The 21,163-nt window shown below is 42.9% G+C and carries 14 protein-coding genes; 10 read left to right on the plus strand and 4 right to left on the minus strand.

Going from position 1 to position 21,163, the window contains the following annotated elements; genetic code table 11:
- Nucleotides 1–11: 11 nt before the first annotated feature.
- Complete coding sequence (locus AC57BQ_RS15765; protein WP_496407201.1) at nucleotides 12–1,301, minus strand: DUF885 domain-containing protein; 1,290 nt, start codon at nucleotides 1,299–1,301, stop codon at nucleotides 12–14.
- A gap of 131 nt (nucleotides 1,302–1,432) precedes the next feature.
- On the opposite strand from AC57BQ_RS15765, the gene AC57BQ_RS15770 reads away from it, so the two are divergent.
- Both AC57BQ_RS15770 and AC57BQ_RS15775 read left to right on the plus strand, forming a co-directional pair.
- On the plus strand, nucleotides 1,433–2,392 hold the full coding sequence (locus tag AC57BQ_RS15770) for a hypothetical protein (RefSeq protein WP_496407202.1): 960 nt from the start codon (nucleotides 1,433–1,435) through the stop codon (nucleotides 2,390–2,392).
- 283 nt (nucleotides 2,393–2,675) lie between these two features.
- On the plus strand, nucleotides 2,676–3,140 hold the full coding sequence (locus AC57BQ_RS15775) for a DUF417 family protein (protein ID WP_496407203.1): 465 nt from the start codon (nucleotides 2,676–2,678) through the stop codon (nucleotides 3,138–3,140).
- A 47-nt stretch (nucleotides 3,141–3,187) separates the two neighbouring features.
- On the opposite strand, the gene AC57BQ_RS15780 is transcribed toward AC57BQ_RS15775, so the two are convergent.
- Nucleotides 3,188–6,313: an AsmA family protein gene (locus AC57BQ_RS15780; RefSeq protein ID WP_496407204.1), complete on the minus strand. Its 3,126-nt coding sequence runs from the start codon at nucleotides 6,311–6,313 to the stop codon at nucleotides 3,188–3,190.
- 298 nt (nucleotides 6,314–6,611) lie between these two features.
- Nucleotides 6,612–7,577 carry a quinone oxidoreductase family protein gene (locus tag AC57BQ_RS15785; protein WP_496407205.1) on the minus strand — a complete coding sequence of 322 codons (966 nt, stop codon included), beginning with the start codon at nucleotides 7,575–7,577 and terminating at the stop codon, nucleotides 6,612–6,614.
- Between the two features lie 267 nt (nucleotides 7,578–7,844).
- Here AC57BQ_RS15785 and AC57BQ_RS15790 point away from each other — a divergent pair, with 267 nt between their 5' ends.
- The 8 genes from AC57BQ_RS15790 to AC57BQ_RS15825 all read left to right on the plus strand — a co-directional run bounded on the left by AC57BQ_RS15790 (nucleotide 7,845) and on the right by AC57BQ_RS15825 (nucleotide 20,780).
- Nucleotides 7,845–8,567 (plus strand): DUF4397 domain-containing protein, encoded by a 723-nt coding sequence (locus tag AC57BQ_RS15790; protein ID WP_496407206.1) that lies wholly within the window; start codon nucleotides 7,845–7,847, stop codon nucleotides 8,565–8,567.
- 161 nt (nucleotides 8,568–8,728) lie between these two features.
- On the plus strand, nucleotides 8,729–9,451 hold the full coding sequence (locus tag AC57BQ_RS15795) for a hypothetical protein (RefSeq protein WP_496407207.1): 723 nt from the start codon (nucleotides 8,729–8,731) through the stop codon (nucleotides 9,449–9,451).
- A 323-nt stretch (nucleotides 9,452–9,774) separates the two neighbouring features.
- Nucleotides 9,775–10,347 carry an RNA polymerase sigma-70 factor gene (locus AC57BQ_RS15800; RefSeq protein ID WP_496407208.1) on the plus strand — a complete coding sequence of 191 codons (573 nt, stop codon included), beginning with the start codon at nucleotides 9,775–9,777 and terminating at the stop codon, nucleotides 10,345–10,347.
- A gap of 69 nt (nucleotides 10,348–10,416) precedes the next feature.
- Nucleotides 10,417–11,550: a FecR family protein gene (locus tag AC57BQ_RS15805; RefSeq protein WP_496407209.1), complete on the plus strand. Its 1,134-nt coding sequence runs from the start codon at nucleotides 10,417–10,419 to the stop codon at nucleotides 11,548–11,550.
- Nucleotides 11,551–11,821: 271 nt separating this feature from the next.
- Complete coding sequence (locus AC57BQ_RS15810) at nucleotides 11,822–15,142, plus strand: SusC/RagA family TonB-linked outer membrane protein (RefSeq protein ID WP_496407210.1); 3,321 nt, start codon at nucleotides 11,822–11,824, stop codon at nucleotides 15,140–15,142.
- A 12-nt stretch (nucleotides 15,143–15,154) separates the two neighbouring features.
- Nucleotides 15,155–16,606 (plus strand): RagB/SusD family nutrient uptake outer membrane protein, encoded by a 1,452-nt coding sequence (locus AC57BQ_RS15815; protein ID WP_496407211.1) that lies wholly within the window; start codon nucleotides 15,155–15,157, stop codon nucleotides 16,604–16,606.
- Nucleotides 16,607–16,680: 74 nt separating this feature from the next.
- Complete coding sequence (locus tag AC57BQ_RS15820) at nucleotides 16,681–19,044, plus strand: right-handed parallel beta-helix repeat-containing protein (RefSeq protein WP_496407212.1); 2,364 nt, start codon at nucleotides 16,681–16,683, stop codon at nucleotides 19,042–19,044.
- 281 nt (nucleotides 19,045–19,325) lie between these two features.
- Nucleotides 19,326–20,780: an alpha-L-fucosidase gene (locus tag AC57BQ_RS15825; RefSeq protein ID WP_496407213.1), complete on the plus strand. Its 1,455-nt coding sequence runs from the start codon at nucleotides 19,326–19,328 to the stop codon at nucleotides 20,778–20,780.
- Nucleotides 20,781–20,895: 115 nt separating this feature from the next.
- Here the strand turns inward: AC57BQ_RS15825 and AC57BQ_RS15830 are convergent, their stop codons facing one another.
- Nucleotides 20,896–21,156, minus strand: coding sequence for a hypothetical protein (locus AC57BQ_RS15830; RefSeq protein ID WP_496407214.1), 261 nt, complete (start codon nucleotides 21,154–21,156; stop codon nucleotides 20,896–20,898).
- Between the last annotated feature and the right edge of the window lie 7 nt (nucleotides 21,157–21,163).

Below are 21,163 nucleotides of genomic sequence, written 5' to 3' on the forward strand. Positions count from 1 at the left end.
TTTTTGGTCACCTATTTGAATACGTTTTCCTTCACCAAAAACAGCGGCAATGAACCATGATCTAATACCCGTGAATGAAAATCTCTGATACTAAAATCTTTGCCTTGTTTCTTCTGCAATTCTTCGCGCCAGTGTAGTATTTGCAAGGCACCGTATTTATAGGTTACAACTTGCGCGGGCCAGCGCCTCATGCGAGCTATTTCGCGCAGAGCGATATCATCCTGATTATGGATGTTCTTTTTCCAAAATCCCAGGGCCTGCGCGTCGGTCCAGCCGTAATAGTTTAACCCAACATCAAGCGGCACACGCACCGAGCGTACAATATCCCACTCCCATTTGCCCAGTTCTTCATAAGGTGTTTGGTATGCGCCCAACTGTTTGCCCAGTTCTTCGGTATAGGCAGCCCAGCCTTCGGCAAAACCTGCGTAAAAAAAGAGTTTTTGCACTTCCGAAGTTTTAGTTTGCGCTACTATACTTAGTTGATAATGGTGCCCGGGCACAGCTTCATGAATAAAAAGCCAGTCGAACTGCCGCTTATTATAGGGTTTATCGAAAAGGTTATAGTAAAAAGTATCGTTGTTGTAGTAGCCTGGTGTTTGTGCCAGCTGTTTAGCGGCTCCCTTTTCTATTTTTAACGGTGGGATATTGACATTATTAAAAAGTTTGGGCAAGTTGACATATACAATGGCTTTGGTATGCTCAAACGCATGCTGTACCTTTCCTGGATCTTTTTCAAAAAAGGAGGAATCATTTAAATGCTTGTAAAAAGCATCCCCCCTTAAACCGGTTTCTGCCCTAACGGCTTCTATATGTTTTTGCACCCGGCTAACTTCGGTCAAACCAAATTGGTAGATCTGATCGGGGGTAACATCAGCATCAACCCAACGCTTTAATAAATAAGCGTACCAGGCTTTGCCATTAGGTATGGTGATAATGCCTCCTGCGGGTATTTGCGCCGGTTTATGGTTGAGCCAATCCTGCTCTAAGGCCAGGTGTTCCAGGTTGAGTTTGGTTTCATAAGCAATCAGCGCGTAATCTGTTTTTTGGGAAGGGCTTAGCTCTCCGGGTTTATAGTTGGCGAGCTCTGTCTGTACCGATTTGAAAAACTCAAGCTGTTTTTGCAAGGCATCTGCCGAACCGATGCGTTCCAGTCCTGTTACATAACTCAGATCGAGCTCGGGCAGGTTGAGTGCCTTGTAAGCACTTACAAACTTGCTGCAAAAATCATCGAATTTCTGCTGCTCGCTGGCATGGAATAACGAAAGCAGACAAAGGCTGATAGTGGCTATAAAGGTCTTCATGGTGTAATGACCAAAAATTGCCTACTTTGTTACACAAACTCAATTATTTGCCGGTACTTTTAAATCACCCCGATAGGGGGAGAATTTACAGCCCGGCAAACATTATATTTGATATTAACCCTAACCATCTGATGCACAAACTAATCACTCTTTTCACTTTCATCCTGATCAATGGCAATACCTTTGCCCAGATAGTTTATCCGGATACACAATTGCCCACAGATACACCCCGGATTTTTGCCAAAGGGCTACTAAGCGACGGACTAAGCAATCGTGATTTTACCATATCGCCCAAAGGTGATGAGATATTTTTTACCCTGGAGCAGCCACGTATTGTAGGCAGTGTTATTTTGCACCTGGTTAAAAAGAATAACCATTGGAGTAAGCCGGAGGTAGCCTCTTTCTCGGGCCGCGACAATGATCATGAAGCCGCGTTTTCTCCGGATGGGCAGTGGATCTATTTTTCATCAGACAGGCCCTTGCAGGATACCGACGCCAGGAAAGATTTTGATATATGGCGGGTTAAACGAACCGGTAATGGTTCCTGGGGAAAGCCCGAAAACCTGGGACCAACCGTAAATACCGCCAAAAATGAATTTTATCCCAGCATTACCCGCAGCGGTAACCTGTATATAACCGTAGAAGCTGATTATGGTAAGGGCGATGAGGATATTGTACTTTTTAAAGCTACAGCCACCGGATATAGCAAACCCGAAAGCCTGCCCGAAGATATTAACACCAAATACGGTGAATTTAATGCCTTTGTTGATCCCGACGAGCAATTCATCCTGCTCTCCTCCTATGGCCGACCGGATGATATGGGCCGCGGCGATATGTACATCAGCAGGAAAGATAAAGCTGGTAATTGGCTGCCGGTAAAACGCCTGCCCGTGCCCATCAATACTACCGTGCTTGACTATTGCCCCTTTGTAACCTGGGATAAAAAATACCTCCTGTTTACCAGCAAACGGTTAAACCCGCAAATGCTCAACAGAAAAAACAATACCTATGAGCAAATCAAGGCACAGCTAAACGAAGCGGGGAATGGCAATGATGATATTTATTGGGTAAAGTTTAACCCCGCGTGGTAAAAGGCTATCTGAACCGGGATTTTTAGGATTTAAGGATGTATAGGATTTTTTCTTGTAGAGACGCAGGATTGCGTTTCCCATTTGCATTGTAAAATTGCCAACTCTCTTTTGGCCTAAGGCTTGTGCTGTGGGTCCCTGAGTGGCTGACTTGTGACTTGGCGAAGCACAAAAAATCGTGCATTGATATTGTAAGGATTATTCTCTCCATGCGACTAAGCATTTAGAATTGCCAGGCAAGTAGTATCTGGCACTTTTAAACTAAATCATTATTAAGAATAATCAAATGAAAGTATTAAAATTTGCCAAATGGCTTAATGACAACAACATTGCATTTATTTTATCAAGTTTCGGTATCGCTTTGATACTGCTATGGATAGGTGCCTTTAAATTTACCCCAACAGAAAGCAACGGCATAGCCGGACTGGTAAAAAACAGTCCACTGATGAGCTGGATGTATTCCATTTTCAGTATCAGAACAACATCGGCAATTATTGGTGTACTTGAAATTACCGCGGCACTGGGCATATTGGCCGGTAACTTTTCACCAAAAGTAGGTTTATGGGGCAGTTTGTTGTGTGTGCTTATCTTTTTTGTTACCAGCACGTTTCTGTTAAGTACACCTGGCATTGTTGAACATGTAGATGGATTAATAGTACCATCAGGCCTTGGTTCCTTCCTTGTTAAAGATATCAGCATCCTGGGCGCGTCTTTATTTTTAGTAGGGCATTTCAGCAGGAAGATCGCTTAATTTGGTGTAAATAAAAAGAGGCGCTTGATTTTAAGCGCCCCTTTTTATTACTTATCGTCATCCGCCGTTTCCTTCAGCTCATCTTCTTTCTTGGCCTTGCCCATTTTTATTTTAGGGTTCTCCTGGGTGCCGGTAATGGTCATCGGGATGCCGAATATACCGAATGGCGGTAGTCCCAGCCTGAATTGCAGGTTCAGCTTGCCATCCAAACTTACCTGTCCTTCGAACCTTGGCCTGAAACCTGCCATACGCATTTTGGTACGTTCAATGGTCATAATATTATTGGCAATGGTGCTCTTGATATCTACTTTGGATACATCGCCCTTGGCTAGACTATCGTGACCAGTTTGCTTGCCTACCGCGCTGAACAGCTTAAAGCCATACAGTTTTACCTTTTTAACCGAAAGCACCCCGCCACCCTTTATGGATGGATAAATAGGCCTCATATCACCGTTGAGCTTACCGTTCAACTTATAATCTAACGATACAATACCCTGCACATGCGCCGCCGATGAGGTCATGTCATGAAACATTTTTACTTCCTTATAAGCACGCTGGATATCAAACTCTTTGGCATTGATGTGGTAATCAAAATAAGCTTTTTGCGGTGTGGTACTGCCATAAGTAGCATCCATAACCACTGGCGCACCTATTAGGGTAAAGCCGGTTTGTTTGAGTATGATCTGTCCGTTATTGATACTCATTTGCCCTTTGGCATCGCTGATATCCAGACCCATATATTTTACCTTCTTTACATTGGCGGTAAAATCGAGATCGAGGTTGGCTGGTACCAGGATAACACCATTTGATTTGGTAGGTGTAGGTTTAGCTGATGCCGGAGTTCCCGCGAAGGCCATAAAATCGTCAGCTATGATCAGATCACTTTGTAGATTAAACTGCCCTTTCAACACCGAATTAGGTTTGACGGCATAATCGATCGCGTTAGATAGCGCGCCATTCAGCACGATCACCGATTTACCGTAATTAGCCGTAAACTGATCAAACTTCATCTTATCCTGGTTAAAGCTGAACAGACCGGTTTTGATCAGGAACGGCTTGGGGAACAACTCCGACCGGAGCGTAATGTCCCTCACCTTCATAGTGCCCGAGTTGGCCAGTAGGTTATATCTTCCGGCAAGGGCATCGCTTTGTTTGCCTTTTAATGAAAAGTTGGTACTGATAAAGCCTTTTACATCATAGCCTTTCATAGCAAACACCTGATAGATCTTGCCAATATCCAATTGCCCATGCGAAGCTATCCGGTAATTCAGATCGTCAAAATTATGCAGGTTAGCTTTCAGCATAAAAGGCTGCCCTTCAAAATTAAAGGACACAGGCTTGATGTTAACTTTTAGTCCCTTTAATGAACTTGTATTGTTGGTGATATCCGCGCTCACTTGTATATCCTGCACAGGGTGTGGGTAGTATTTGGTTTGCACATAACCGTTTTTCAGCTCCAGTTTGGCATTCATAACCGGGAAGATCCTGTGTTCAGGAATGTATCTGCCTTTGATCAGCAGATCGGCATCCAGATCGCCACGGACATCCATACCGCTATCGGCCGGTAAAAACTGCTTCACATCACTCAGGTGGAATTTGGTTTTCAGACCCGCGTCAATCATCGCTCCCGCGGTATTGCTGAGTTTTAAATACCCTTTTATATAGTTGTTGAGGGCAATGGCGTTCAGGTTATCAACCTGCAGGGTGGCATGGGCTATATCATGATCCGGACAGGCTGCGTTCAGGTTAAAGCTGATATTTTTAAGCGCTTCGGGCAAATTGGTATATTTGATATAGCCATCCTTGAACGTAGAATGCAAAGTAAATTTGGGAATACTGGTGATCACCGTTTCTGTCTTTGGTCTTAACCCGCCGGTTCTTTTCAGTCCTTTGGCATATTTACCTTCGGCCAACAGGTGTAGCGAATACCGTCCTTTGAGATCAACCGCCTTAACGCCAAAGGCACGATTCCATTTTTGCAGGTCGATCTCGGTATTGATCTTGGCGAAGATCTGCGGTTCCTTAATGCCTTTCACTTTGATCACCGAGCCAAAATAATCTTTACCGATGTTAAAATATATCGAATCGACATTAAGGTTCAAGCTGTCCGGATTAAGACCCGGCAGTTTAGCATCCATATTAATGAACAGGTTTTTCACCGGTTCGGGCGTGTTTTTATTAACAACAGAACCATCACGTACCTTCATATTGAAAGTAAGGTCGGGCATGATGTTTTTGGAGGCAATGTATTTACCGGTAAGCGCTATCTGGATATTACCGTTTCCACTGATATCGGTATCGTCTACGTATTTCTCATACTCTGCAGGCAGGGCGGTAAAAATATCACCCAGATCGTTCTGGTCTGATGTGATACGGAAATCCATATCATAACCCTCTTTCAGGAACTCAAACCGGCCTTTAAACTTAACCGGCAGCTTATTAATGAGCAGATCGTTTTTCTGAAAGGCAAAAGCCAGGGATTTGGTATTGATGCTGGTGACCAAATCGGCATTTACTTTTTTATGATGAACGTAGCTTTTACCATTATAGATAAAGTCGACAGACGCTGCCGCGATGTGGCTCGACAGATCAAAAATATCTTTGCTCAGATCGCCGCTGCCTTTATAATTAAAGTCGCTGGCACTAATCTGTGTCGGTACTGACTTATCATCATATACCAACCTGCTTTTTTCAACCAGTATCTGTTCAATACCCAAGGATGCGCTGCTGGTATCTGCCGCGTTGGCAGGCTTGCTATCTTTTGATTTATATACATTGTAGTTAGCCTTACCGCTGCTATCAACCTGGATATTGATGAGCGCCTGGCTGAGGTATATTTTATTGATATTGATCTTGCTTTTAAATACCGATGAAAGATCTATCGCCAGCGAAACCTCTTTGGCGGCCACCAACGTATCATTCTGGAAGGGAGCGCTGCCGCCCAGCGAAAAATCATTTAACGTAAGCGTAAGCGCCGGAAACCTTTTGAAGAACGACAGGCGCGTACTTGTAAAGTTCAGTTTACCGTTGATACTGCCCCCCGCCCATTGTTTGATCTTGTTGGTTATGGTTTGCGGAAAAAGATATGGCAACAGAAACATCAGCAGTAATAAACTTACCACGGTGATACCGCTTATTTTAAGCGTTTTAAATATGATTTTTTTGATCGGCATCGGCATAAAAATAATTGCAGATAAGGAGCCATGAAGATAAGGATAAAAGCCAAACGCCGTGGGTAAAATTATTATTAAGCTTTATTGGTAAAATGTTTTAACTGGTAATTAAATGCATAAATATTATTGAGGGGGTGTATCAAATACACATGTATCAGCGTAATGTATATTGTCGGTACTATAAGTTCCTTGTCCCCATTACGGGCCCCTCCAAAGGGGCCCGGGGGCAGGGATATTTTATAACAATCTATCTTATAGGTTAGTCCGATGCAAAAACCCGGCTGTAATGGGCCATTGATTAGGGAATTAAAATAATTTTCCCGGTACTTTGTTTGCTTTCCATGTATTCATGGGCCAGTTTGCCATCGGCCAATTTAAAAGTTTTAGGAGCTTGCAATACCAGTTGTCCCGACGTTATCCAGTTAAACAATACGCCCGACCGTTTGATCCGTTCTTCTTTCGAATCCAGGTAACTCCAAAGGTCGCCGCCGGTAATGGTTTGCGAACGATCCATCAGGAGCTCTAAAGATGGTGGAGGTTCTGGTAATCCACCAGCTTTACCATACAGTACTACCGTACCTAATATCCTGGTTACCGCAAGACTATCATTCAGGGTACTTGCCACGCTATCATAGGTTACATCCACACCTTTGCCGGCAGTATAATCTAATACCTGCTTTTTCCAATCATCCTGATATAAAAAAACCGTATCGGCACCAGCTGTAAGGGCGGCTGTCCTTTTAGTTTCGGACGATGTAAGACCAATAACTTTTGCACCCAGCAACTTGCATATTTGTGTGAGCAACTGGCCAACACCTCCGGCCACAGCATGCAATAATACCGTTTCGCCGGGTTTAACCAAATGGCTGTCTGTTGCCAGATAGTGGGCGGTCATGCCCTGTAAGAGTATAGCAGCAGCGGTATCAAAGCTTATTTCGGCAGGTAATGGGATGGCATGTGTTACCGGGACAGCAACCAGCTCGGCATTAGCAAAAGGCACATCTCCAAAGCTCACCCTGTCGCCGGGCTTAAAATCGGGGTGACCATTATTATCAGCCACTATCCCCGCGCCCTCGTAACCTGCAATATATGGTGGTTTGCCCAGCAAGTGATAATTGCCTTTGCGTCTTTCGGTATCAGAAAAATTAAGCCCGATGGCTTTCATTTCTACCAGTATATCTCCGGTTTTTAATACCGGCGGGGCGATCTCTTGATATTGCAGAACCCCGGGATCTCCAAATGTGGAAAATGTTAATGCTTTCATATAAATAGTGTTACAGGCATGGCTTATTCAACATGTGATTCTTTTACGGTTTGAATCTGGCCATCGCTAATATCTATCTTTTTTTAAGCAATCATTTAGCGCATCCGGCAAATCGGCATAAACAGACAATAGCATGATACTTTGAACATGGATGATGTTCAGGAACGTAACATTTAATTTACAGATAAAATTTCGGTCATCTGTAGCATTCATACCCGTGTACTACGTAAGGTTAAGTATATGATTATCTCTACAACAATTAATTTTATGAAATACGTTCAACAAAATTTAAAAAGGCGGGCAGGCATAGTCGGGATGATGTGTTTGCTGGCTGGGCTGCTTACTTCCTGCTTAAAAAATCATGACAATGACTATGTTGAACCACCGGTAGCATATCTTTCGGTGATCAATGCTTCACCTGACTCACAACCCGTAAATTTCTTTTTGGATCAAAACCGTGCCAATGATTTCCCCATCAATTATGGGCACGGGATCGATTACATCAGGGCTTTTCCGGGTAAAAGGGTCGCCAGCTTTTTTATAGCAGGTACCCAGCAAAAGCTTAAAGCCGATACGATAAACCTTACTGCCCAAAAATTCTATTCTATTTATCTGGCCAATGTAGCTGCAACTCCGGATGTGATATTAACCAAAGACTCCATCACCCGCCCCGATGCAGGGAAAGCTACCATTCGCCTGGTAAATGTGAGCCCGGATGCAGGTGCGGTTGACCTGGGGATAAAAGCGGCGAGTACCTTACTGGCCAGTAACCAGGCCTATAAAGGAGCTTCGGTTTTTGTACCGATACAAGGTAACAGTACCTATACCCTGGAAGTTCGTAAAAAAGGTACTACCACCGTTTTGACAACGTTGGAAGATGTAAAGTTAAACAGCGGTTCGGTATATACGGTATGGTTACAAGGATTAGCCGCAGCCACCGATCAAAAGAAATTGAGTGCAAGCGTACAGACCAATGCTTTTTATTATTAAAGAAATTTTCAAACAGAAAAAAGCCCCGGCAATATATTGCCGGGGCTTTTTGTTTTAACTCGCCCCCCGTTTTTGATCTATAGAAAAAATTGCTTGGTGATCAGGTTCTGATTAAACTTCATAGCGTCTTTTAAGTCAAACCGATACAAAAACTTCAACCTATGAAAACATTACTTATCATTGGTGTGGCGATAGCTTTATTATCGTCATGCAGTACCTACCAAATGAATACCCTCAGCAGTACAAACACCGTTCATAACGAGCGAACCGGTGAATTTAAACTGGAGAACGATTCTGTCAAAATCATCTACTCTTTTGCAGGCGAAAATGTACCTATTCATATCAATATTTATAATAAGCTTAATGAGCCTATTTATGCTGATTGGGAACGCTCGGCATTTGTCATGGATAAAAAAAGCACCAGTTATGCCGATGGCGTTTTACAGGTAGATGGAACGGTATCCTCAACATCGATAGGCCGGAGGATCCATTATTCTGATGGCACTATCAGCGCCCAGGTAACCCTCCCTCAAAATCTAACTTTTATCCCTCCGCACGCTCAAATCAGTAAAACCATTACCAATGTAGATAGCAAGGAATTCCAGTATATAGCCGATACGCTTTTTGCAAAATCGAAAGTACCATCGGGTTTTGGCGGCAACGACCTGAAGGTAAAACTGGCAAGATTTGAAAAAGGGAATAGTCCCTTGTTTTTCAAAAGTTATTTAACGTTGTACACACTTAATAACAATGTACAAAAGCTCATCACCTATCAGAATGATTTTTATGTTTCAGAAGCCTTCAGGTCATCCCTTGGCCCTGAAAATTTCTCGAATTTTGGAGATAACAGGGGCGATCATTTTTACATTAAGATCCCTAACTAAAACAAAGGTACACCACAATAATCAGGCATAGCTCATCTCCTGTAATTACCAGTACTATCAACTTCATCTCACGGGGCGTTCTTTTATGCAGATAAAAGAAGCGCCCTTCATTCGTCATTTACACTCCATCATATCAGCTTAATTACTAGATTACTGCCAAATTCGCTTAGTCTTATGACAAATTCGCGAAATTTTAATCGGTAAACATTTATCATTTTTATAAACCATTATATACTTTTTTAATTGCTAAACCCATATTAATAGTGATCATGTATCTGGCAGCAAATAGCTGGGTACTTGCCCCAATTATTTAAAAACACGCTATGCCCCACTATCATGCTTATTCGGATAAAGAATTAGCCTATCTGTTAAATGATAGCGATGAAACGGCTTTTACAGAAATTTATAATCGGTTTTATGGACTTCTTTACCGGCATGGGTATAAAAGCTTGCCCGATCCTGAAGCATTGAAAGACGTGCTCCAGGAGGTTTTTGTATATTTATGGAACAACCGGGGCTGTATAAATCCGGAAGAAAACCTTGCTGCCTACCTGTATACAGCTGTAAGGAATAAGTTGCTCAACAATTTCAGGCACCTTAAAATTAAAAATGATTATGTCACATCATTTCAAAATTACCTGGATACTAATAAGCAACCTGAAGCGGATGAGGCCATCCGTATAAAACAACTCATTGCCATAGTAGAAGCTGAAGTAGCGATGCTCCCCACACAAATGCGGATTATATTTCAAATGAGCAGGAACAACAATTTTTCGCATCAGGAAATAGCAGATCAGCTTAATATCAGTGTGTTGACCGTAAGAAAACAGGTTAATAACTCCCTGAAAATTTTAAGATTAAAACTGGGAAGTAAGTTTTTTTTACTTTTTTTCTAATTCATCTACTCCCTACCCCTTCCTGAAGTGCATATAGCGTAATAAGGGCTCTCACCTCTTTTACCAATTATGTCAAAAAAGGACGCAACAGATCTATTGAACCGCTACCGTAACGGCCAGGTATCCGAAGAAGAAAAAGCTTTGGTAGAAAGCTGGTATGCAGATTATACCCAAAACGCTGCTACTCCTGAAATTGATGGTCAGGAGCTGGAAAACAATCGCGAAGAAATTCTCCGGCGTATCCTGGCTGAGGTATCAGACAAACGAAAAATTAATTACAGGCGGCTGATCAGTATCGCTGCTTTAGCTATTTTGTTAATATATATAAGCGTGTTGTTTGTAGAGCAACGGAAACCCCATCAGGATCAGCCAGCTTTAGTAGCGAAAAAAGACAATAGTAATTTACTGCCGGGTGGTAACAGGGCTATGTTGATTTTATCCAACGGCAGCGCAATCAATCTAAACGATACCAAAAACGGAGCTTTAGCCAACGAAAAAGGCGTAGTTATACATAAAAACGCGGATGGCCGCATCACTTATGATCAGGCCGGGTACAATGCAAGCCATGAGACCAATGTATTTAATACCGTTGTTACCCCTAAAGGCGGGCAATATCAGCTTGTTTTAGGTGATGGTACCAAAGTTTGGCTCAACGCCGCATCTACCCTAAAATACCCGGTAACATTCAGCGGACCGAAACGCGAAATTGAACTTTCAGGAGAAGCCTATTTTGAGGTTGCTCATGATCAGCATAAACCATTCCGGGTAATATCAAATGGTCAAACCGTTGAGGTTTTAGGTACACATTTTAATGTGAATGCTTATCCGGATGAAAAAGTTACCAGGACTACGCTATTGGAAGGCAGTGTTAAAGTATTAGCCGCTGAAATGAGCAGTAAGATAAAACCCGGTGAACAGGTTCAATTTAAAGATGGTCACCTGGCAGTAACACAGGCCGATACAGAAGAAGCTATAGCCTGGAAAAAGGGTTTCTTTTATTTTAAGGATGATGATATTCAAACGGTGATGCGGCAGCTTTCCCGCTGGTATGATGTATCTGTAAAATACGAGGGGCAGATCCCCACAAGGGAATTTTCGGGGCAGATGAATAAAAACATCACTGCCTCACAGCTGATGCACATTTTAAGTATTGAACAGATCCATTACCGGATAGAGGGCAGAACCATCATTATTATGCCTTAATCATTAATGCACCAATTATTCACTTAACTAATATATATGAGAAAAAAAGTACAAAAAACAGTCCCTTAGACGAACCGTCAGTGGTTAATTATAAAAACAGAAACGTACCCCGAGTGCAATCGGGATACGCATATCTGAGTTAACCTCCTTTACAGAAAAATGATCTTATTCAGCAATCATCCATTAACTCAAACTTTTCAAAAGTATGAAATTAAAGTCTCTTTTTGTGTCCACCGAGAACCGGTGGCTGCCAAAAAAAATAATACTGATTATGAAATTGACTACCCTCATGATTTTACTGGCAATGCTGCAATGCAGCGCTGCGGTCTTTGGTCAAAAGATTAATCTTAATGAAACCAATACGCCCTTAAAAAAGGTATTGAAAGTCATTAACGATCAAACCGGTTATGTGTTTTTTTATGAATCGAAAGCTATCCGTAATAAAAACGTCACCATCAAACTCAAAGATGTATCTCTTGACGCGGCCTTAACAGCATTTTTGAAAGATCTGCATTTAAGCTATGAAATAGTGAACAACACTATTTTTATTAAAGAACAACCTGTAGCGGTTCAGGTTCGGGCAACAATCAATACTCAACAGGTTACCATCAAAGTAACCGGGCAGGTTTTTGATGAAAAAAACAACACCCTGCCTGGTGTTACCGTACGATTGAAAAGCGGGCAAATTGTTGTAATTGCCGACAAGGACGGAAAATTCAGCATGGATGTCCCCAATCCCAATGCGGTACTTGTTTTTTCATTTATCGGCTACGCAACACAGGAACTGCCTGTTTCACAAGACCGGCCGATGAACGTGCATATGCAGCTTGATCAATCAAAGTTAAACGAAGTAGTTGTATTAGGTTATGGTTCCGTAAAACAACGTGACCTTACCGGTTCAGTTTCCACCATTTCATCAGCCAAGGTAACGCAGGTAAAAGGTATATCCAATGTTGCGCAAACCTTGCAGGGGCAGATGGCGGGTGTACAGGTGAACCAGGCCTCGGGGCAACCGGGTGAGGGGATGAAAATTGCCATCAGGGGTACAAATTCCATTACCGGTAGCAACGCACCTTTATATGTAGTGGACGGGCAGATCACCCAGGATATCAGCGCCCAGTTAAATGTGGATGATATTGCTTCCATAGACGTACTGAAGGATGCTTCTTCTACCGCGATATATGGTTCAAGAGGTGCGAACGGCGTCATCATGATCACCACCAAAAAAGGTACCTCTAAAGCTTCCGGAAAACCACAGGTAAGCTACGATGGTTATTATGGTGTAGCCGATTTAAGGCACAAACTAAAACTGATAGATGCAACTGAATATGCCCGGCTACAAAATGAGGTTACTACAAACGATAATGCTTCGGGCTTAAATAGCCCGGCAAAGCCGTTGCCATGGACACCCGATCAGATTAATGGCCTGGGTAAAGGTACCGACTGGCAGGACCTGGTTTACCATACAGCGCCTACGCAAAACCATACCATATCAGTGGGCGGCAACACCGAGAATACCAGGTATTATACTTCTTTTGGCTATTTTAACCAGGATGGTATTATCACTAACTCCAGTTACCGTAGGCTTTCTGGCAGAATCAACCTTGATCAGAAGCTCAACCAGCAGCTAAACTTTACGATCAATTTAGCGCTTACTAAAGACCAGTATAAGAAAAACAATTACCAAAATGCCGATTATGGCGGGGTCCCTTTTCAAACTTTCGTAATGCCACCAACAGAGGGTGTTTATAATCCAAATGGTACCTATACCGTATTTACAGGTTTAAATTATGGGCAAACCAATCCCGTAGGGATGGCAAAAGAACAGTACAACCCAGCCAGCACGTTAAGGATATTGGGAACTGCAGCTTTGACTTATGAAATAGTTCCCGGTCTGAAACTAAGATCAAGTGCGAGCATTGACAATGCTGACAATCATTCGGATAATTACAATCCGCCATCAATTACTTTTGGTCAGCCGGCCGGTAACGCTTCACAGAGTTATTCAAACTCCAACTCATTTGTCAATGAAAATACATTGACCTACACGCATAACTGGGGTAAACATAACCTGAATGCCCTGGCTGGGTTTACTTTTCAGCAGAATCACAGCCGTTCTCTAAATAGCGGTACAGCTTCGGGATTTGTCAGTACGGTATATGTAGACAACAGTCTTCAATCGGCTACCACACTCGCCAATCCAAGTACAGGCATTTCAAGTAACTCACTTATTTCGTACCTGGGCAGGTTAAACTACAATTACGCAGGTAAATACTACGCTACTTTTACCGCCCGAAGAGACGGCAGCTCGGTGTTTGGCTCCAACAATAAATATGCGTTCTTCCCATCAGGTGCAGTAGCCTGGACAGTATCTGAAGAAGATTTCCTGAAAGAGAACCCAACCTTGAGCAACCTTAAGTTGAGGGCGAGCTATGGCACCTCCGGAAACCAGGCTATCAATCCTTACCAAACCCTGGCTTCGGTATCAAGCATCAATACTATCCTGAATAACTCAAACACAACAGGTTATTATTATTCATCCGTTTCCAACAATAACCTGAAATGGGAAACCACCAAAGAGCTTGATCTGGGAATTGATGTGGGGATTATAAAAAACAGGCTAAACCTGACCGCCGATTATTACAATAAAAAAACAAGCAATTTATTATTATATGTAAATCTTCCTTCCTCAACCGGGTTTGGATCTCAGCTGCAAAATGTGGGCAAATCTTCCAACAAAGGTTTTGAATTTTCTATAAACTCTCAGAACATTGTTGGCAGCGACTTTACCTGGTCTTCTACCTTAACCTATACCCAGAATCAGAACAAGCTGTTAAGTCTTGGTGTTGGAGCCGACGGAAAACCGATACCTTACCAATATATCGGTACAGGCGGCAACTGGTTCCCGATGATTGTTGGGCAGCCTATGAATTCATTCTTTGGCCAGCAGGTAACAGGTGTTTATCAGACAGATGCTGAGGCAAAATCCAATGGTGAACCCACCAAACATGCCGGTGATTTCAAATTCCAGGATTATAACCACGATGGGGTGGTGAATGATGATGACAAACATATATTAACAACCCTGCAGCCTAAATTTACCGCGGGCTTTAACAACACGTTTACCTATAAACACTGGGATCTGAGTGTTTTAATTACCGGTTCATATGGCGCAACTCTGGTGAATGAGCTTAGGAAATACAGCCTTACGCTGAACGGGCAATGGACGCCAACCCAGGCGGCTTATGACTCCCGCTGGCAAGGACCTGGTACCAGCAATGCCGGCGACAAACCATCAGCCAACAGCATGCAATACACCCGTGATTATGCCAATAGCTTATGGGAAGAAAACGGTAATTACCTGAAGATAAAAGATGTTACCCTGGGATACACCTTTAATGCAAATCAGCTTCGTCGTATTAAAATATCGTCTATCAACATTTACGTGAGTGCGCAAAATTACTTTACCATCACCAAGTACACTGGTTATGATCCGGAAGTATCCTGGGCATCATCAACAGTAAACGGGTGGGATCGCGGTAATTACCCATCAACAAAATCAATCACAGCAGGCGTTAGGGTGAAATTTTAAATTGAACAAATCATGAAAAGATCATATATGAAACTGTTTTTAAGCATGGCTATTGGTATGACCATAGCAATTGGCGGGTGCAAAAAAACACTGGAAGAACATCCTCAAACATCTATTACCCCCGGCACATTTTTTTCTGATCCGGCCAGTTACCAATTAGCCATAATAGGTTTATATGGCGATATACCGCTGTATGATGGTAGTATGCAGGAAATGCCTACAGATATTTATGGTGCACCTGCCCCATCGGTTGAGCAGGGATTGCCCATGTATCAAAATGCCCCTCAGCCATATTATTACAATACCCAGGGCTGCTGGAGAAATGGGTACCGCCTTATTAAAGATGCCAACTTTGTTTTAGGCGCCTTGCCAACCTCTCCCCTTGACGCGGCCACTAAAAACCAGCTAACCGCCGAGGCGCAGTTTATGCGGGCTTACGCCTATTTTTACCTGGTACAGCTTTATGGGGACATCCCGATGCCGACAAAAGTTATCGTTGACAACAACCCCACCAGTTTACAGCTGCCGCGTACACCGCAGGCCGATATATATAAACTGATATTGAGTGATCTGCTCTTCGCTGAGCAAAACCTGCCCGACAAAGCTCCTACAGTGGGCAGGGTGTACAAATCGGTGGCATCGGCACTTTTGGCAAAAGTTTACCTCACCATGGCCGGCAACCCCATGAAACAAACAGCCTCCTATCAAAATGCAAAGGATGAGGCCCTAAAAGTGATCAACTCCGGACTGTTTACCCTTGTAGATGATTATGCCAACGTTTTTCATCATACCAGTTATACCACAGAATCTATCTGGGAACAATCATACATAGTTTCAAAAGGCGGCAATCCTTTACAAGGGTCAACCGGTACGGCCGATACTTACCGGCCTTCATTGGTACCTGCTCCCAGCTTTATCAGTAGTTTCCCGAAAGGCGACCGCAGGAGGACATGGGGGATCCTGGATCAATATCCTGATCCTAAAGTAAAAGGAGGTGTACTGGCGCCCTTCTTTCAGAAATATTTTGATACGACGGGTGTTTCAAAAGGAGCGACATCGTCTACCGTTATTAATCCCTGGAATTTTATTTATATCCGTTATGCCGATATGTACCTGATTGCCGCAGAAGCCGAAAATGAGATCAACGGTCCGGCCAATGCCTATGCTTATATTAACACCATCCGCAGGCGTGCCCGGGTAGATAAGTCGGACCCAACAAATGTTCCTGACCTGGCAGGCCTCACGCAGGATGGCTTCAGACAGGCAGTTTTGAAAGAAAGAAAATGGGAATTTGCCTTGGAAGGAAATACCTGGTTTGATATGAAACGGACCAATACCTTCCAGCTTATCCAGGCCCAAAGGGGGAGCCAGCTTATTAACCCGATAGGCCCCTATAATCAAACATGGCTTATTCCGGATATTGAAATTACGGCTAATAATATTCCCCAAAATCCACTCTATTAATTCTTAAATTGTACTTCCGGTAAACATCCAGCCGGGAGTACAATTGTTTTTGTTCTCTTTAATATTCAATGTCAATGCAGCTTCTAAAATCAACTATACTGACCATCGCTTGTGTTACCTCGGGCATTTTAATGCATCCCTGTTTTGGGCAAAACAAAATTTATGTATCCAATAGCGGTAACGATAAAAATGATGGCTCTTTTAAACATCCTGTTCAACACCTGGCAGCAGCCTTATTAAAAGCGACCGGATATGTTAATAAAGATGTAGTTGTCACATTACGGGGAGGTATTTATCCCCAGCAGAAAACAATTGAGATTAACGAGGGCGATTTTAAAGAACGTTCGTTGATCATTAGCTCATACCCCAACGAAAAGGCAGTCATTACGGGATCAGGCAAAATAAACCCGGTATGGCAGCCATACAAAGGAAATATCATCAAAACAAAATTGGTTGCAGGCATTGCCCCCGACCAGTTATTTATGAATGGCAAAAGCCTTCCTATGGCTCGCTACCCCAATTTTGATCCTACAGCCAGGATCTATAACGGAACGGCTAAGGATGCCATAAGCGAAAGCCGGGTAAAAACATGGCAAGCTCCTGCTGGGGGTTATATCCACGCCCTGCACGCGGGCGAATGGGGCAGCTTTGATTACCTGATCACCGGAAAAGACGACAAAGGCGTATTGACTTACGAGGGTGGCTGGCAAAACAACCGCCCTTCCCCGATGAATAAACAAGACCGGTTTGTAGAAAATATTTTTGAAGAGTTGGATGCCCCCGGCGAATGGTTTTACAATAAAACAAGCCAAACGCTTTATCTGTACCCTCCTGCAGGAGCCAATTTGAACAAAACTGTATTTACCGTCAGTACTTTAACCGATCTGATCCATATCAACGGCAGTAAAGAAAAGCCTTTAAGCAACATCACCATTAAAGGTATCGATTTTACGCAAACGGCACGGTCATTTATGCTGGCCAAAGAACCTTTGCTGCGCAGCGACTGGAGGATGTATCGTGGTGGGGCTATCCTGCTTGACAGAACAGAGCAGGTAACCATCAGCAACTGTAATTTTTATGAACTGGGTGGCAATGCGGTGTTTGTAAGTAATTATAGCAAGAATGATATTATCAGGGATAATTATATACATACCATAGGTGGTAATGCAATTGCTTTTGTTGGTAATCCTGACGCGGCGAGGTCACCTGCTTTTAGTTACGAAACTTTTGTCCCCTGGGATAAGATGGATTACCAGCCGGGCCCTAAAAGCTCCGACTATCCTCAGTATTGTTCGGCCACTGGTAATTTGATACACCATATTGGCACTATAGAAAAACAGGTGGCAGGCGTGCAGGTCTCCATGTCATCGCATATTACGGTGAGCCATAACACTATTTACAATACGCCCAGAGCCGGGCTTAATATGAGCGAAGGAACCTGGGGAGGACATGTGATTGAATTTAATGATGTATTCAATACGGTGCTGGAAACCGGCGATAACGGGGCTTATAATTCCTGGGGAAGGGACCGGTACTGGCGGCCGGAGCGCAATCTGATCGATAGTATAGTAGCCGCCAGGCCCGGCATCCAGTTTCTGGATGTGATTGATCCTATCACCATCCGTAATAATCGTTTTCAGTGCGATCATGGCTGGGACATTGACCTGGACGACGGCAGCAGCAATTACCGTATCTATAATAACGTTTGCCTGAGCGGTGGTTTAAAACTTCGTGAAGGCTATAGCCGCACCGTTACCAATAACATCATCATCAATAATACCTTCCATCCGCATGTATGGCTAAAGAATAGTAATGACGTATTTGAGCATAACATCGTGAGCCTGCCCTATGCCCCCATCTTAATAAATAACTGGGGCAAAAGCGTCGACCAGAATTTTTTCCTAACCAAAGAAGCGTTGGCAGATGCCCAGAATTTGGGATTAGATAAAAACAGCGTTTACGGCGATGCCCAGTTTATCGACGCCAAAAGCGGGAACTATCATTTAAAACCAGGCTCTCCGGCATTAAATGCCGGGTTTAAAGATTTTGATATGAATTTCGGGGTTACTTCCGTTGTTTTAAAAAAGCTGGCCCAAAAACCGGTGATCAACCTGCTGGTTACTTCAACGAATCAGGGTAAACAAAGCCAGGTAGAATGGTTAGGCGCGCATTTTAAAAACATTGAAAGCCTGGGAGAAAGATCAGCGGCCGGGTTGCATGATAATAATGGGGCATTACTTACCGATTTGCCAGCGGCATCACTTGCAGCAAAAAACGGCTTACAAAAGGGCGATGTGGTGGTTAAGCTAAATGACGACAGCGTTAACTCCATAGAAGAATTGCTCAAGGTATATCAGAAAATTAAATGGATGGGAAAGGCTAAGCTCGTTATAGTTCGCAACCAGAATCAGCAGGTAATTACTGTGAATTTTAAATAATAATATAAGATGCTTTTTAAGGTTTTCAACGGCATTGTATTTAAAAGTGGGTTTACACTTTTCATGGTTAACATTTATATATCTTATTGATAATCATATTATTAAACTTATTTTTCTATCAGAAAGTGGGTTTACATGTAAACCCACTTTTATACTTCAGAGTCCCCGATGAGTTTAAGTTAACCCATTTTGTCATTCCCCTTAATCAATTTTGGATTTTATAAATTAAGCACCAATTCCGATCATTAAATTTGTTATCACTCCTGCTTAAAATTCCTTTTATGAAAAATTTATTGTTTTTACTCTTTGTCCTTTTCAATATTAGTATTGCCAATGCACAAAAGTTTGAGTCCAATTGGGAATCGCTTAATAAGCGTAAAATGCCCGAATGGTTTCATAACGACAAGTTTGGAATTTTTATTCATTGGGGACTATACGCCGTGCCTTCATACGCGCCGGTAATACCCAATAGTGGTGATAGCTATGCAGAATGGTACTGGTATCGTGTACAGCAGGACAAACAAAAAGACTACGTAGCATTTCACGATAAAAATTACGGCGCCAATTTTTTGTATCCGCAGTTTGAGCCGATGTTTAAAGCCGAGATGTTTGACCCCAAGCAATGGGCAGATATTTTAAAAAAGTCCGGCGCGCACTATGTGGTGCTTACCTCAAAGCACCATGAAGGGTATTGTTTATGGAACAGCGCGGAAGCCGACCGTGATTGGGGACGCCCATGGAACGCGGTAACGGGAACACCCAAGCGCGATCTGCTCGGCGACCTTACCAACGCCGTAAGAGCTGAAGGATTGAAGATGGGGTACTATTATTCTTTGTACGAATGGTTTAATCCTTTGTGGTTGAAAGATAAGAAACGCTTTGTTTCGGAACATATGTTCCCGCAGTTTAAAGACCTGGTCACCAAATATAAACCCTCTATTATTTTTTCTGATGGCGAATGGGAGTTGCCCGATACAGCCTGGCACAGTCCCGAATTACTGGCCTGGTTGTTCAATGAGTCGCCGGTAGCAAAGGAGGTAGTTGTCGATGATCGCTGGGGTAGTAATACCCGCGGAAAAAACAACGGAGCCACTTATACCACTTCTGAATATGGCAGTGGTATGGATGCCAGTGTTATTTGGGAAGAAAGCCAGGGCATAGGCCACTCTTATGCGTATAATCGGAATGAAAAGCTGGAAGATTATAAAAGCAGTCACGACCTTATCTTAATGCTGATTGATATTGTTTCCAGAGGCGGTAATTTACTGCTCGATATCGGACCCACTGCCGACGGACGGATCCCGGTAATTATGCAACAACGATTGACCGATATAGGTAATTGGTTAAAAATCAACGGAGATGCGATATATGGTACTACCGCGTATAAGTATCCATATCAATGGAGCGCAGGACCAAAACCACAAAAAAAGAAAGAAAGTTACATGGCCGGTTATAGCATCGCGGAATTGGTTGTGCCTAAAAAAGATACAGCATTCGTAGAAGCCTTTTTTACAAAAAAGGGAAAAGACCTGTTTTGTATACTTCCCTCCTACGTACCTCAAATACGATTGCAAAACATTCATGTTCCGGCAAAGGCTGTAGCTGCTATTTTAGGAAGTAAAAAATCACTGGTGATAAAAAATGTTGGTAATGATAGCGTCATTGATCTTTCCGGCTTAAAGCCAGGGGAAGTGCCGGCTGAGCTTCTGGTGTTGAAGATTAAGGATGCTTTATAGATCGTGCCAAATGAGCTTTACCATCCGGCTTTAAAGATCGTGATGTGAATTTCGGTGTCAATCTGCCGTTCTAAAAAGAACAGAAAGGGGAACCATCTTCTTTCTGTTCTTTATTTTATAACGAAGCATTTCTGCTGGCGTTATTCTTCTTTCTTAGATAAAAAACGGCAAAAATCACAGCTATAATTGCTAAATACATTGTCCAGGTATCCAGGGGGCAATTACCTATAGGATCGGCTATTGGATCACATGGCTCACCGGGGTCATCGGCCAATACCATAAATACATTACTCACGATCAACAAAAGCAATAAAATTGCAGTTTTCCCGATGACAGCCGTATTCACTCTGTTTTTTATGCTTTTAACCTTTTTCATAGAATCT

This window comes from Mucilaginibacter sp. BGA-UO-ETr-C110, assembly GCF_059567985.1.

Bases quoted from the DNA above. Each gene is read 5' to 3' on its own strand.
- AC57BQ_RS15800 (WP_496407208.1), top strand. From the start codon at position 9,775: ATGCCCCACTATCATGCTTATTCGGATAAAGAATTAGCCTATCTGTTA.
- AC57BQ_RS15780 (WP_496407204.1), bottom strand. From the start codon at position 6,313: ATGCCGATCAAAAAAATCATATTTAAAACGCTTAAAATAAGCGGTATC.
- AC57BQ_RS15790 (WP_496407206.1), top strand. From the start codon at position 7,845: ATGAAATACGTTCAACAAAATTTAAAAAGGCGGGCAGGCATAGTCGGG.
- AC57BQ_RS15765 (WP_496407201.1), bottom strand. From the start codon at position 1,301: ATGAAGACCTTTATAGCCACTATCAGCCTTTGTCTGCTTTCGTTATTC.
- AC57BQ_RS15820 (WP_496407212.1), top strand. From the start codon at position 16,681: ATGCAGCTTCTAAAATCAACTATACTGACCATCGCTTGTGTTACCTCG.
- AC57BQ_RS15830 (WP_496407214.1), bottom strand. From the start codon at position 21,156: ATGAAAAAGGTTAAAAGCATAAAAAACAGAGTGAATACGGCTGTCATC.
- AC57BQ_RS15775 (WP_496407203.1), top strand. From the start codon at position 2,676: ATGAAAGTATTAAAATTTGCCAAATGGCTTAATGACAACAACATTGCA.
- AC57BQ_RS15815 (WP_496407211.1), top strand. From the start codon at position 15,155: ATGAAAAGATCATATATGAAACTGTTTTTAAGCATGGCTATTGGTATG.
- AC57BQ_RS15805 (WP_496407209.1), top strand. From the start codon at position 10,417: ATGTCAAAAAAGGACGCAACAGATCTATTGAACCGCTACCGTAACGGC.
- AC57BQ_RS15785 (WP_496407205.1), bottom strand. From the start codon at position 7,577: ATGAAAGCATTAACATTTTCCACATTTGGAGATCCCGGGGTTCTGCAA.
- AC57BQ_RS15770 (WP_496407202.1), top strand. From the start codon at position 1,433: ATGCACAAACTAATCACTCTTTTCACTTTCATCCTGATCAATGGCAAT.
- AC57BQ_RS15810 (WP_496407210.1), top strand. From the start codon at position 11,822: ATGAAATTGACTACCCTCATGATTTTACTGGCAATGCTGCAATGCAGC.
- AC57BQ_RS15825 (WP_496407213.1), top strand. From the start codon at position 19,326: ATGAAAAATTTATTGTTTTTACTCTTTGTCCTTTTCAATATTAGTATT.
- AC57BQ_RS15795 (WP_496407207.1), top strand. From the start codon at position 8,729: ATGAAAACATTACTTATCATTGGTGTGGCGATAGCTTTATTATCGTCA.